Genomic DNA, 14,323 nt, shown 5'->3' with positions numbered 1-14,323 from the left:
CTCAGCCCTTCACGTAGAGCTGGCGCGGCACGTTCGACAGGCATTCGACACCTGTTTCCGTGATCGCGATGCTCTCGGTGATTTCCAGTCCCATGTCTTCCAGCCAGAGGCCTGTCATGAAATGGAAGGTCATGCCGGGCTTCAGTTCCGTACGGTCGCCCGGGCGCAAGCTCATCGTGCGCTCGCCCCAATCCGGCGGATAGGACAGACCGATCGGATAGCCTGTGCGGTTGTCCTTGATGATCCCGTATTTCTTCAGGACGGCAAAGAAAGCGTTAGCGATGTCCTCGCAGGTATTGCCCGGTCTTGCGGCGGAAAGGCCTGCCTCCATGCCTTCGAGCGTCGCCTTCTCCGCGTCGAGAAAGGCCTGTGTAGGCTTTCCCAGGAATACGGTTCGCGACAACGGGCAATGATAGCGTTTGTACGCGCCGGCGATCTCGAAGAACGTGCCTTCGCCCGACTGCATCGGCTTGTCGTCCCAGGTCAGGTGGGGGGCCGAAGCGTCGGCCCCGGAGGGCAGAAGCGGTACGATTGCCGGGTAGTCGCCTCCGAATTCGGATGTGCCGCGAATGCCGGCATCGTAGATTTCGGCGACGAGATCGCATTTGCGCATGCCGGGCTCTACGACATCGACAATGCGCTTGTGCATGAGCTCGACGATCTTGCCCGCCTTGCGCATGTAGTTGATTTCGGTCGGGCTCTTGACGGCGCGCTGCCAGTTGACGAGGCCCGCAGCATCCTTGAAGCGGGCATTCGGCAAATGCTTTTGCAGCGATGCGAAGGCCGCAGCCGAGAAATAATAGTTGTCCATCTCGACGCCGACGGTGAGACCCGACCATTTGCGCTCGTCGATGATCTGCGACAGGAGATCCATCGGATGACGCTCGGTCGACTGCACGTAGTGATCGGGGTAACCGATGATATTGGCGTGGTTCAGATAGGCGGTGCGCTTCGCGCCATTGGCATCCTGCTTGCGGCCGTACCAGATCGGCTCGCCCATCGGCGGGACCAGCACGCATTGATGCACGTAGAAGGACCAGCCGTCATATCCGGTAAGCCAGTGCATGTTGGACGGGTCCGTGACGATCAGAAGATCGATTCCGGCCTTTTCTGCGGCATGACGGGTTTTGGACAGGCGCTCGGCATATTCCTCGCGCGTAAAGCTCAGTGTCACGCTCACACTGCATCTCCCGTGTTGATATGGTTTTCGATGACCTGACCGCTTCCAGCATCTTTCGCGCGGGTGACGGCCAGATTGGCAATGGCGGTGTCCTGCACACCGGTGCCAGTAAGGTCGGCGAGGGTGATGTCATTCGCACCGGTCCTGCCTTGTGCCTTGCCGGCTATGACGGCGCCGAGTTCGGAAAAGGGCTGGTCGGGCTGTGCCGCGCCTGCGATGATCGCATGATGCAATTCGCCGAGAATGCGCGTCTGCGTGATGCGGTCGGCGATATAGGTGGCGCAGGAGAAGACGGCCGGATCGATCTCGTTCTTATGTTCGGCGTCCGATCCCATCGCGGTCAGATGCTGCCCGGGCTCCAGCCAGTCGGCCATCAGGATCGGCTTTTCCGCCGGCGTCGTGGTGACGACGATGTCCGCGCCTCGTACGGCTTCATGCGGATCGGCAATGGCGACGACGTCGATGCCGTGGGCGTGGGAAAATTCGGCCGCGAGCGTTAGCGCTTTCGCGTGATCGCGCGCCCAGATGCGTGCGGACCTGATTTGCCGCACCAGCATCAGCGCCTGAAGTTGCAGTTGCGCCTGCATGCCCGCTCCGAAGATCGTGGCGACGGCAGCGTCCTCGCGCGATAGATGCCGTGCGGCGACCGCTCCGGCCGCAGCCGTTCGAATGTCCGTCAGATAGCCATTGTCGAGAAGAAGGGCTTCGACCAGTCCGGTTCTCACACTGAAGAGGATCATCAGACCATTGAGGCTCGGCAGGCCAAGCCTGGGATTGTCGAAGAAGCCGGGGCTGATCTTGATCGCAAAGCTGTCGAAACCGGGCACATAGGCCGTCTTGACGTCTACCTCGCCACGGAATTCCGGAATGTCCAGACGCAGGATCGGCGGCATCGCGATTGCCTTGGTGGCGAGCGCGGCAAAGGCCTGCTCGATACAGTCGACCGCAGAAATGTCGAGCCTGACAGCCGCGCGAAGATCTCTTTCCGTGAGGATGCTCATCCGGCTCATGCTGCGGTCCCCTCGACGATTTGCCGATGGGTGTCCGGATCGATATTGCCACCCGATACGATGATGACGGTGGGTCCCGAAAGTTTGATCTTCCCGGCGAGGATCGCAGCGACGCCGACCGCTCCGGCACCCTCCACGACTTCGTATTCCTCTCGTGCCATGTGGCGAACGCCAGCGGCGATCTCGGCTTCCGTCAGCAGCACGATGTCATCGAGCAGGTCGCGGCAGAGCGGGAAGGTGATGGTGTTTGTGAGGCCGATGCCGCCGCCGAGGGAATCCGCCAGCGTCTCTTCTTCGCGGATCCCGACCGGTTTGCCGGCTGCGATTGCCGCATACATGGCCGCGCCGCGCTCCATGGAGATAGCGATAACCTGTACCTGTGGTTTCGCGGCTTTGACGGCTACAGCTATGCCGCCGACCAGGCCGCCGCCGGATAGAGGAACGAGCACGGTTGCGAGGTCGGGCAGGTCCTTGACGATTTCCAGGCCGATCGTCCCTTGACCCGCCACTACATCGACATGGTCGAATGGCGGGATTGAAACGAGGCCAAGGCTTCGAACCAGGCGCTCGACTTCCTCCTGCGCATCGTCCTGCGAGACGCCGACGATACGGATCTTGGCACCGAGTGCGCGGATAGCCTCGATCTTGTTCGCAGGAACTCGCGACGACATGCAGATAGTGGCCGACAAGCCGAGTTCCCGAGCGGCATAGGCTACGGCACGGCCGTGATTGCCCGTTGAGGCGGTGACAAGGCCACGTTTCCGCTCGGCATCATCGAGCGACAGGATGGCGTTCATTGCGCCACGCAGCTTGAAGGCCCCGATCGGCTGGCGCGTTTCGAGCTTGAGATAGACAGACTGGTGGGTGCGTTCAGACAGTGTGCCGGAGCGCGCTAGGGGCGTAGGCTCCAACCGACCGGCAATGCGCGCCGCAGCCTGCTCGATATCCGTCGGCGTAACCGGCAGCATCGCTTGGTCGGGAGTTCTGGGCAGGTTGGCGCTCGTCATGATTGTCATGTTGGGAGCGAAGTAAAATCATGTCAATTATTATATTGTCATGATTCAATGATTGTGGAGGATAGCCTCAGCCGATCGAACCTATATCGTAGACGGGCGGCAATTGCTCGAACGCCTGGCGCACCGTCGTTAGCGCCTTGGAGAGGCTCGAATGGCTCATGCGGCCGCCGAGGCAAATGCGGATGCCGCCGCCATGGCCGGGGCCGGCGACGAAGGGCTCGGATGGCGTTACGGCGACATTCTGGTTGGCAAGCGAACGCACCAGTCCGTCTTCCGCCCAGTGCTTCGGCACTTTCAGCCAGGCGCAAGGCGACAGCGGATGGCTGGAAGCGATGTGATCACCCAGAATGTCTGTCGTGATTCCCTGGCGGGTTCGGATTTCGCCGCGCTGGATACCGATCAGCCGCTGGACCGTACCGTTTTCGATCCAACGTGTGGCGATTTCGGCGGTCAGATAGGTGCCGCTCCAGCTCGATACGCGCAAGATGGAGGCCGCACGAATGGAATAGGCGGGGGGCACGACAAGATAGCCAACACGCAACCCGGTCAGCACGGTCTTGGTGAAACTCGTGACGAAGAAGCCGAGATCGGGCAGCATTTCGGCGATCGAGGGCAAGTCCTCGTCGATCATCGGCCGATAGACCTCATCCTCTATGACAAAGATACCGTGACGCTTTGCGATCGTGGCGATTTCATGTCGTCGGGCGGCGCCTGCGACATGACCCGTGGGATTGTTGAGTGTCGGAATCCAGACGAGCGCTCGAACGCCACCTGATGCGCACGCGGCTTCAAGAGCGTCGGGCAGGATACCTTCTTCGTCGGTGGGCAGGCCCTTCAGGCTGAAGCCGAGTATATTGGAGAGGCCGATAATGCCGTGATCGGTGAGATTTTCGCAAAGAACCACATCGCCGGAACGAATGATGCAGGTAAGCGCGAGAAATATGCCGTGGGCCGCACCGTTCGTCACGAGGATGCGTCCGGCATTGGCGGAGACGCCCAGCGTGCGCAGCCAGATCCGTGCGGTCTCGCGATGACGGTCAAGACCTGCGATCGGGCGGCAGGGACGCATGAAGTCGGCGACATTCCCTTCAGCCATCTCGCGAAAGATTTCTCGCGATGCGGTTTCATGCTCATCGAGATAGACACCGCGAATGATGGACAGGTCGAGGACTTCGTTGGAGCTATGATCCAGCATCATTCGACCGGCGCGATCAGTCACGCGCGCCTTCACGAAGGTGCCGCGGCCGATCTCGCCGCTCAGATAGCCGAGCCGTTCCGCCTCCTTGTAGGAAAGGCTGACGGTCTGCACGGAAAGCCCGAGATCGCGCGCCAGGTCGCGATGTGTGGGCATCCGGTCCATCGGCTTGAGAAGGCCGCCATCGATATCGGCGATGATGCGTTCGGTTAGTGCCGCGTGCTTAGTCTCGCCCTTCTGTTTGGCGAGGCTTGGTCGCCACACCACCGGCCTGGTCGCAGGGCTCGGGTCGGTGGCAAGCGGATTGGCTTGGCGGCGCATGAAATTGTCTCGTTTTTAGAGCTATAATTTCATGACATTATGCACGCTTCATCCATAAAGATGAAGCGTTTTGCACGACACGGCGGCAATTGGCTTGGAGATAAGCGCAATTGTCGGGCTTTGGGCTCCGAATATGTGCCGGGAGAGCGAATCCAGCCCGGCACATGCCGGGATCAGATTTTTTCGCCAGCTTGTGCCAGCTCATCCATGACGGATCGGACGGCAGATTCTGCAATGGCGACGATTTCGTCGACTTCGGCTTTTGTGGTGACGAGCGGCGGCGCAAAACCCAGGATGTCGCCATGCGGCATGGCGCGGGCAATCAGGCCACGATTGCGAGCCGCCTTGGAGACGCGTGCGCCGACAGCGAGAGCCGGCGCGAAACGCGTCTTCTTATCGCGATCCGCGACGAATTCGATCGCACCCATCAAGCCCACTCCGCGCACTTCGCCGACGATGGCAAGCTGGGCGAACCTCGCCTTCAACTGCTCCTGGAAGTAGGTGCCGACCGCCCGCGCATTGCCCGGCAGGTCTTCCTTCTCGACGATGTCGAGAACGGCATTTGCTGCCGCTGCACCGATCGGATGGCCGGAATAGGTGTATCCGTGGGAGAAGGTTCCGACGCGATCTGCTCCTTCCTCCATGACCTTGTACACCTTCTCGCCGACGATGGCGGCCGAGAGCGGGAAATAGGCTGAAGTAAGGCCCTTGGCGACTGTGATCAGGTCCGGTTCGATGCCGTAGTGCTGCGAGCCGAACATGGAACCGGTTCGCCCGAAGCCGGTAATGACTTCATCGGCGATCAGCAGGATGTCGTATTTACTGAGGATTTTTTGCACTTCTTCCCAATATCCCTGCGGCGGCGGCGTGATGCCCCCGGTCCCGAGCACGGGCTCGGCGATGAAGGCCCCGATGGTCTCAGGGTCTTCTCGCAGGATCAGGGCCTCGAGTTCTTCGGCACGGCGCTTGGAAAACTCGAGCTCCGTCTCGCCGGCCTCCGCTCCCCAATAATGATGCGGAGCGCCAGTATGGAGGATGCCCGCACGCGGCAAATCCATGTGGTCATGGTAGAAGCTCATGCCGGTCATGGATCCCGAGACGACGCTGCAGCCGTGATAGCCGCGTTCGCGGGAAATGATCTTCTTCTTGTTCGGCTTGCCGCGAAGGTTGCTGTAGTACCAGACGAGCTTTGCCTGGGTCTCATTGGCATCGGAACCGGACATGCCATAGAAGACCTTGCTCATCTTGCCCGGCACCATCTTCACGAGGCGATCGGAAAGGATTGCCAACTCATCCGTCGTGTGCGCGGCGTAGGAATGGTAGTAGGCGAGACGATAGGCCTGGCGCGAAATTGCCTCGGCGACCTCGGTGCGGCCATAGCCGACATTAACACAATAGAGGCCGGCAAAGCCGTCGATCAGCTGATTGCCAAGCGCGTCCTCTATGCGGATGCCCTTGCCGGTCTCGACGATCGTCGGATCGCCCATCTTGCCGCTGGCGAAGTCATTGAGTTTCGTGAAGGGATGCAGGACCGAATTGCGGTCCATCTCTGCAATCCGAGTGACGTCTATGGCCATGACAGGTTCCTTTCAGGCAGAGAGGTTGCCGAAGCAAACATATTTTGATTCGAGATATTCGGAGAGGCCGTGGCGCGAGCCTTCGCGACCGAGTCCGGATTGCTTCCAGCCACCGAAGGGGATGGGCGCGCCGGTGAATTTTGCGGTGTTGACCGCCACCATGCCGTATTCGAGCCGGTCGCTAAGGCGCATCGCGCGGCCGAGATCGTTCGTGTAGACATAGGCCGCCAGCCCCATTTCGGTGGCATTGGCGCGCGCGACTACGTCCCGCTCGTCGTCGAACGGTAGTATCGCGGCGACCGGTCCGAAAGTTTCCTCGCGAGCAATCGTCATGTCGTCGGTCACATCGGCCAGCACGGTCGGTGTGACGAAATTGGCGCCAAGCGGGCTCTCCTGCGCGCCGCAGACAAGGCGCGCGCCGGCAGAAAGCGCCTGCGCGATCTGCTGGCGGCATTTTTCCGCCACCGACCTCCGCGTCATCGGGCCGATATCGGTCCCGTCTTCAAGACCGTGCCCGACATGGAGTTTAGAGGTCGCTTCGGCGAAGGCCTCGACGAAACGATCATAGATCCCGCATTGAACGTAAATCCGGTTGGCGGCGAGGCAATCCTGGCCCGAGGTTGCGAATTTGGCAGCGATACAGCCTTCGACGGCCTGAGCGAGGTCGACATCGTCGAACAGGATGAAGGGGGCGTGCCCGCCGAGCTCCAAGGAGGCTTTCTTGACGGTAGCAGCCGATTGCGCCAGCAGGATGCGCCCGACTTCTGTCGAACCGGTGAAGGAAAAAGCGCGCACCTGCGTATGTTCCAGAAGCCGGCGTGCAAGCGGCTCGGCTTCGCCGGTCAGAACCTGGAATACGCCGGCGGGCATGCCGGCCTCGTCGGCCAGCTTCGCCAGGGCGAGCGCCGAGAGGGGAGTTTCCGGAGCGGGTTTGACGATCATCGCGCAGCCGGCGGCCAAGGCTGCGCCCGCCTTGCGGGTGATCATCGCCGAGGGAAAGTTCCAGGGCGTGATGGCGACGGTCACCCCCAGCGGCTGCATGTGGACCGAAAGCCGGCTAGCGGGCAGATGGCTCGGAATTGTTTCCCCATAGGCGCGCTCGCCCTCGGCGGCAAACCAGTCGAGGAAATTGGCAGCGTAGGAGATCTCGGCAAGCGACTCCGCCAAAGGCTTGCCCTGTTCGGCCGTCATGATGACTGCAAGATCCCGTGCGTTGTCACGCATCAGTTTGCCCCAGGCCCGAAGGACCTGGCCCCGTTCAACGGGAGGTCTGTCCCTCCAGTCGAGAAATGCCTTTCCCGCCGCACCGACGGCGTCATCGGCATCTTCAAGCGAGCAAGCCGCAACATCAACGAGGTGTTCTCCCGTCGCAGGATCGACGACGTCCAGCGTCCTCTCGCGCGCGGCCCAGGTGCCATCCAGAAAGGCCCGACGTTCGATCAGATCAGGTCGTGACAGATTGGTCAAGGCAGCAGCGGCGGTACGGTTCATAGTTGCTCCGGATTGTCTTCATAGGAAGTGTACTCGCGTCTTCGCATCGCATTTCTGCGTTGACTTCCTTTTTGATGCAGAAAATATGCGATTATCGATTTGCTTTCGCCGGAGTTCTGCATGGGTGAACTTGATAGAGCTGACAGGGTACTGCTTGATGCAGTGCAGAAAAACAACCGCATGACGTCGGAAGAGTTGGCGCAGATCGCCAACCTGTCGCCGACCGCATGTCAGCGACGACTGAAACGGCTGCGTGAAGAGGGCGTGATCGAGGCGGACGTGGCGATCGTGTCGCCGAAGGCCGTCGGGCGCGGCATCACCATGATAGTGCTTGTCTCCCTGGAGCGCGAACGGGCGGATATCGTGGACCGGTTCAAGACAGCGATCCGTAAGACCAAGGAAGTCATGATCGGCTACTATGTGACGGGCGACGCAGACTTCATCCTGGTGATCACGGCAAAGGATATGGAGGATTACGAGGCTTTCACGCGGCGGTTCTTCTATGAGAACCACGATATCAAGGGCTTCAAGACCATGGTCGTCATGGATCGAGTGAAGGCTGGCTTTGCTTTTCCGATTGAAAATTGACCATCATATCTAGATTTCCATATTGCATACGGCAGTCTTCGATCGAAGGGAATTTCAGTCTCATAAAGTCTAAATTGTTGAAGACCGAGGCTTCGATCAGGTGCCGTCCATCGAGAAGTGCTCGTCCGACAAGAGAGCCTTAGCCGTGGCTGGCTCAGAAAGGCGACTAGGAACGCGGCGGCGATGTCGCCCGCCAAGAGGCGCTCACGGTTCTTGATGAATACTGTGACGTCCCAACCGCGTGTCCATCGACAAGCCGACGAACCATCGGAACAACACATTGTAGTCCACCTGCTCCATGAACTGACGCTCAGAGCAGATCGTAAAAGGCCCGCAACAACAGGGCACGCAGCAGTTTGTCCGGCGGAATCGACGGGCGACTAATCGCCGAATACATGACCTCGAAATCAGGCGATTGAACTTCCAGCGCCTCGTCTACAATGGCACGGATCGTCTGCAGCGGATCAGGACTCATATTCCTAGACTGGGTCGAACCGTTCAGTGACCTTTCGGGTATGCAGCGGTCTGCAAATCCGCACAACCTGTTTAAACTTCAAGACGACATCGCTGGTTCGATGGCTACGCCGCTGGCTCACCCCTACGGTGTTATTTTTCGAAGCGACGTAGCCCCTCTCACAATAACCTCCGGTGGGTGTCCACGCCCGTACTTGCACCTAGGCTATTGTCGCCAGGCCATATGATATTACAAAATCCACTCTTCGGTCCCGAGTTGGTTGAAGCGGGCTTCGCGCGCTATTGGGGCTGCTTAACTGTCTGGGCACTTCACTCACTGCCTTATCTCGTCGCGGTCCGCTTTCGATACCGTCTCAACTCTCTCCGAAAAGCGGGCTTGACGATCCCGGGAAACGTACGGCTTTGCTGGCCTGGTCTGTAAGTGGGCGCCGTATATTACACGATGCTACACGTATTCGCGTTCACATCGGTCTACACTCCAAGTTGCATGAAACGGGCAAAGCGCCCGCTCGACGGAGGCATAGTGAAGCGGCTGAAGAGACGCTCCTCTGCCTGACGTCAGCCCACTCGCTCGCCCAGACGAATGAACTAGTCACCATAGGCAGGGGAGATACCGCGATGCCGAAACCGGCCAAGATGCTTGAGCAGCGGATAGACCACTTCTTCTCGATGCCCGCGGAACGCGCAGACCGGTGGCGCGATGTTGTTGCCGCAGCGCGCGCATGGTCGGTCGGGCGAGCCGATCAGAACGCGGCCGAAGCTGCCTTTGCAGAGTTAGGCCCCATTGAAGGGTTTCACGCATTCCCAGGCTCTGCGCTCATGGCGAGGCTAAGCGACAGGCTGCGGGGAGGCGATGCTGTTGGCTTTACTGATTTGGTGCGACGCGTTTCGGCCGCGATTGTCACGCGTGACTTCAAGTATGATCCTGCCGAGTGGCGAACGACCGAGGAAGTCGTCGATACGCCGGCTGATGTCCTACCGCCCACGCTCAGACACGGTGACGTAAAGCGCCCCTACTTCGAAATGCTGATTGTTGCGCCGGGTGCCACAACGCAAGCTGCCGATCAAATCGCGCAGTTGCGCAAGCTGCGACGTCCCGAGGACGCGTTTATTTACGAAATTGTCCCGGTAGACAGCTTCGAAGATGCGATCTGCGCTGCGATCATCAATCCGGATATTGCCGCGGTTACGATCTTCGAGGGCTTTAACTACGCTTCGCGACATTCGGCGCCGGTGTTGCGCAGCGTGCTGTCCGGCCTCGGACTGGATGGGGCGCGAGCGGAGGACGCTGATCTGGCGTTGCTCTTGGCAAACTCGTTGAAACGTCTGCGACCAGACCTCGACATTTATCTTCTGTCTGACCGCCAGGTAGAAAATTTGGCGGGCGATGCACGGTCGGCATCCATCCGTCGCGTTCTCTATGCGATCGAAGAACCGTTGGAACTACACCTGTCGGTGCTTGAGGGGATTCAAGACCGTTTCGAGACGCCGTTCTTCGACAACCTCAAGAAATATGCGCGGCGCCCGATAAGTACATTCCATGCGCTTCCGCTCGCTCGAGGAAAGTCAGTTTTCAAGTCTGACTGGATCCGCGATATGGGGGAGTTCTATGGTATCAACCTTTTCCTTGCGGAAAGCAGTGCCACAACGGGCGGACTTGATAGCCTGTTGGAGCCGACAGGCAATATCAAGCGCGCTCAGGAAATGGCCGCGCGGGCTTTTGGCGCGGACCATGCCTTTTTCGTAACCAACGGCACAAGCACGTCGAACAAGATGGTCCACCAGGCGATTGTCGCGCCCGGCGACATCGTCATCCTCGACCGAAACTGCCACAAGTCCCATCACTATGGGCTTGTCCTTGCCGGCGGGCAACCGCTCTACGTTGATGCATTCCCGATGACAGAATACTCGATGTATGGCGCGGTACCCCTCAGGAGCATAAAAAAGGCACTCCTGGATCTGAAGGCCGAAGGCAGGCTTGACCGTGTCAAAATGGTGGACCTCACGAATTGCACCTTTGACGGCCACATCTACAACACGCGTCGGGTCATGGAGGAGTGCCTCGCCATTAAACCGGACCTCGTATTCCTCTGGGATGAGGCGTGGTTCGGCTTCGCGCGGTTCTCACCGGTATTGCGTCCTCGCACCGCAATGGGCGCAGCGGCCGCAATTGAAACATGGATTCACGGTTTGGCCGCGGTTGAGGCCTACGAAAAACAACAGCAGGAACTTGGGTCTGACCCCACCGTCGACGAACTGCTAACGACGCGGTTGCTCCCGGACCCGCGGAAGGTTCGTATTCGCGTTTACCAGACCAACTCGACGCACAAATCCATGTCAGCGCTGCGCCAGGGCTCGATGGTTCTCGTGAAAGACGTCGACTTCTACACAGTTGAGTCGCAGTTTCACGAAGCAATCTTTACGCATGCTTCGACAAGCCCCAACCAGCAACTGATCGGCAGTCTCGACGTAGCGCGGCGGCAAATGGAATTGGAAGGCTACGGCCTCGTGCTCAACGCCATCGAGATCTCGCTTGCTATCCGGCGTGCGGTCAATTCACATCCGATAATCTCGAAATACTTCCATATGCTTGGTGCTGACGGCATGATCCCCGCGCAGTACCGGGAGAGTGGGTTTGTGGATTTTCTGGCGCCGGACACAACCTGGGCCAGCCAGGTGCGCAGCATGCACGACGACGAATTCTGCCTCGATCCTACGCGTATGACGCTTGTCTGTGGAACGGCAGGTTTCGATGGAACCGAGTTCAAGGCGTTGCTGGCCAATGTCTACGACATTCAGCTCAATAAAACGTCGCGCAATTCGGTTCTGCTGCAATCCAATATCAACAATACACGGAGCGATGTGGCGCAGCTCGTTCGCGTGCTCCTGGAGATTTCTAACGGGATCGAGACACGCCTTGCCCGGGGCGGCGATGGCGAAAGAAACGCGCTGGCCGCTCGCGTCAAGTCGCTAATGACGGACGTGCCTGACCTACCGAATTTCAGTCATTTCCATGAAGCGTTTCGACAAGACGCGGGGCGTGCCACACCGGAGGGGGATATGCGCACAGCTTTTTACGGCGCTTATGATGCCACGGGCTGTGAATACATTCCTTTGCATGGAGATGAATGTAATCGTCGCCTTCGCGAGGGGCCGGAAATGGTGTCCGCCAACTTCGTAATTCCCTATCCACCCGGCTTCCCGATCATGGTGCCGGGTCAAGTGATCACAGAGGAGACAATTGAGTTCATGCGCAAACTCGATGTGAAGGAGATTCATGGCTACGAGAAAGCGCGCGGTCTCAAACTGCTAAAGCCGGAGGTCATCTCTACCAAACTGAGGCACTAAGATAAGCGCCTGTGGGCGCGTCTGCTTGCCCACGGCGGGTTCGATCCGAGGTTGGTCGTTGACTCCTTGAGCTTGACAATGGGCAGGAGTAGGGGATGACTTTTTTTGTACAAGCATTGCGCGACAATCCTGAACTGGCAATCTTCCTTGCGCTGGCCATTGGCTTTTTGATTGGACGGGTAAAGCTCGGAAGTTTCAGCCTCGGAATCGTGGTGGGGACGCTCTTGGCGGGGGTGTTGATTGGACAGCTCGATATCAAGATTCCACCGATTGTGAAGGTCATCTTCTTTGATCTTTTTCTGTTTACAACCGGCTACAAGGTCGGACCGCAGTTTTTCCGCGGGCTCAAACAGGACGCAATTCCACAGGTGGCGCTTACCTTGGTCTTATGCGTTGCATGCTTGCTCACTGCATTCGGTTTTGCGACGCTGCTTGGGTACGACGTCGGAACGGCCGCCGGACTGCTTGCAGGAGCATTTTCAGAATCGACGGTGATTGGCACGGCCGGGGAGGCTATTCAGCGCCTGGCTATTCCCGAAGCGGAGAGAGTTAGCCTGCTGAACAATATTCCAGTGGCTTACGCAGTCACATACCTCATTGGAACCGCCAGCCTTGTATGGTTTCTCCCTACAATCGGACCCAAACTGATGGGAGTTAACCTGCGCGACGAAGGGATGCGTATGCAAGGCACCGCATTGGTAGGCTCCGCGCAACTGGAACTTGGCGTGACCTCCGGAGCAAGACTGTTCGATCTGCGTGCTTACCGTGTCACCAATCCAAAACTCGTGAACAAGACGGTGGCAGAACTTGAAGCCTTGCCGCAAGGTTCGCGCGTGTTCATCGCAAGAATCCGACACCACGGAGGCATCGTGGAGGCGCTTCCCAATTCGGTCATCCGCGAGGGTGATGTCGTGGCCGTACTTGCTCGACAGGAAATACACGTGAACAGCGGGAAGATCGTCGGCCCGGAAGTAGACGACAAGCCTCTGCTCGACCTACCGGTCGAAGTGCTGGATGTCGTGGTTACGCGTGGGCTTGCGGTTGGAAAAACGCTTGGAGAACTGGCGCAACTCGAATTCACTCGGAGCGTGTTTCTGCGGAAGCTTACACGGGCCGGACAGGAGATGCCCGTTACTGCAAAGACGACCATCGATGGTGGAGACGTGCTCAGTCTGATCGGCACTAAGCCGGAGGTTGAGAGGGCCGCAAAGGAATTAGGCTATCCAGACCGCCCGACTATGGCGACGGACATGGTTTTTGTTGGGACAGGCATCGTGCTTGGGGGCCTTGTTGGCCTCTTGTCGGTAACCGTTGGCGGTATCCCGTTAACTCTGACTGCAAGCGGAGGTGCGCTGATCATGGGGCTGGTTTTTGGCTGGCTTCGGTCTGTACACCCATTTTTTGGCCGAATCCCGGAGCCGGCGATCTGGATCTTCGACACTGTCGGTCTGTGCATTTTTATCGGTGTAGTTGGCATCAACGCCGGGCCCAGCTTCTTCTCTGGGCTCCAACAAACCGGTTTGAGTCTTGTGATGGTGGGGCTGGTATCGGCGTTGCTGCCGCATACGATAGCGATACTTTTTGGCCGCTATATGCTCAAGATGAACCCCCTTATTGTTCTTGGCGCCTGTGCCGGTGCAGGAACTATCACGGCCGCCCTCCGGGCGATTCAAGATGAATCTCGGAGTAGTATTCCTGCTCTCGGTTATACGGTGCCCTATGCCATTGGTAATATTCTTCTCACTGCGTGGGGGCCCGTGCTCGTCGCATTGATGACGATTGGCGAATGACGAATGTCCACCTCGCCTTTGGTACGATGGACCACCGGGTGTGGCTGAGCGGAGACACTTTGGATGGGCCGACTGATGATATGATTGTGGAATCTGCGCGAAGTGCTCGAACGTATCTTGCTGACTAGTTGGCAGAGAATGGGGGATCGCATGGCTATTCGGAGGCTTTTTCTGATATCGGGTGCAGTACTCGTGACGACGTCGGCCTATGCAGCGGATGCGGTGGTCGTTGCGGAGCCCGAGCCTGTTGAATATGTCCGGGTATGCGATGCCTACGGAGCGGGCTTCTTCTATATCCCGGGAACCGAAACATGCCTCAAGGTCAACGGTTAC

At 58.7% G+C, this 14,323-nt stretch carries 10 protein-coding genes and 1 pseudogene; 4 read left to right on the top strand and 7 right to left on the bottom strand.

From position 1 onward, the window contains the following. Position 1: 1 nt before the first annotated feature. From doeA to BM074_RS15020, 6 genes are all read right to left on the bottom strand, one after another. Entirely contained in the window at positions 2-1,180 is a 1,179-nt protein-coding gene (gene doeA, locus BM074_RS15045; protein ID WP_091923060.1) for an ectoine hydrolase DoeA, read from the bottom strand. Next, positions 1,177-2,190 carry an ectoine utilization protein EutC gene (gene eutC / locus BM074_RS15040; RefSeq protein ID WP_091923058.1) on the bottom strand — a complete coding sequence of 338 codons (1,014 nt, stop codon included), beginning with the start codon at positions 2,188-2,190 and terminating at the stop codon, positions 1,177-1,179. Before eutC ends, doeA begins: the two co-directional genes overlap by 4 nt. Further along, positions 2,187-3,206 (bottom strand): hydroxyectoine utilization dehydratase EutB, encoded by a 1,020-nt coding sequence (gene eutB, locus BM074_RS15035; protein ID WP_091923056.1) that lies wholly within the window; start codon positions 3,204-3,206, stop codon positions 2,187-2,189. Before eutB ends, eutC begins: the two co-directional genes overlap by 4 nt. Positions 3,207-3,273: 67 nt before the next feature. Further along, positions 3,274-4,722: a MocR-like ectoine utilization transcription factor EhuR gene (locus BM074_RS15030; RefSeq protein ID WP_091923055.1), complete on the bottom strand. Its 1,449-nt coding sequence runs from the start codon at positions 4,720-4,722 to the stop codon at positions 3,274-3,276. A 173-nt stretch (positions 4,723-4,895) separates the two neighbouring features. Beyond that, positions 4,896-6,299, bottom strand: a complete 1,404-nt coding sequence (locus BM074_RS15025; RefSeq protein ID WP_091923053.1) for an aspartate aminotransferase family protein — start codon at positions 6,297-6,299, stop codon at positions 4,896-4,898. Between the two features lie 12 nt (positions 6,300-6,311). Then, positions 6,312-7,790 (bottom strand): NAD-dependent succinate-semialdehyde dehydrogenase, encoded by a 1,479-nt coding sequence (locus tag BM074_RS15020; protein ID WP_091923052.1) that lies wholly within the window; start codon positions 7,788-7,790, stop codon positions 6,312-6,314. Positions 7,791-7,910: 120 nt separating this feature from the next. On the opposite strand from BM074_RS15020, the gene BM074_RS15015 reads away from it, so the two are divergent. Beyond that, entirely contained in the window at positions 7,911-8,378 is a 468-nt protein-coding gene (locus BM074_RS15015) for an Lrp/AsnC family transcriptional regulator (RefSeq protein WP_091923050.1), read from the top strand. Between the two features lie 99 nt (positions 8,379-8,477). Here the strand turns inward: BM074_RS15015 and BM074_RS15010 are convergent. Further along, a pseudogene (locus tag BM074_RS15010) lies at positions 8,478-8,895 on the bottom strand (transposase); the annotation flags it as partial. Positions 8,896-9,470: 575 nt separating this feature from the next. Here BM074_RS15010 and BM074_RS15005 point away from each other — a divergent pair. The 3 genes from BM074_RS15005 to BM074_RS14995 all read left to right on the top strand — a co-directional run. Further along, complete coding sequence (locus BM074_RS15005) at positions 9,471-12,200, top strand: decarboxylase (RefSeq protein WP_091923049.1); 2,730 nt, start codon at positions 9,471-9,473, stop codon at positions 12,198-12,200. 95 nt (positions 12,201-12,295) lie between these two features. Continuing rightward, entirely contained in the window at positions 12,296-13,990 is a 1,695-nt protein-coding gene (gene aspT, locus BM074_RS15000) for an aspartate-alanine antiporter (RefSeq protein ID WP_091923047.1), read from the top strand. Positions 13,991-14,140: 150 nt separating this feature from the next. Next, on the top strand, positions 14,141-14,323 hold a 183-nt coding region (locus BM074_RS14995; RefSeq protein ID WP_175499037.1), incomplete at its 3' end, for a porin.

The organism is Phyllobacterium sp. CL33Tsu, assembly GCF_900113985.1.
GTDB lineage: Bacteria > Pseudomonadota > Alphaproteobacteria > Rhizobiales > Rhizobiaceae > Phyllobacterium > Phyllobacterium pellucidum.
Note: the sequence above shows the minus strand (reverse complement) of the source record. Positions and strands in the feature narration are given on the sequence as shown.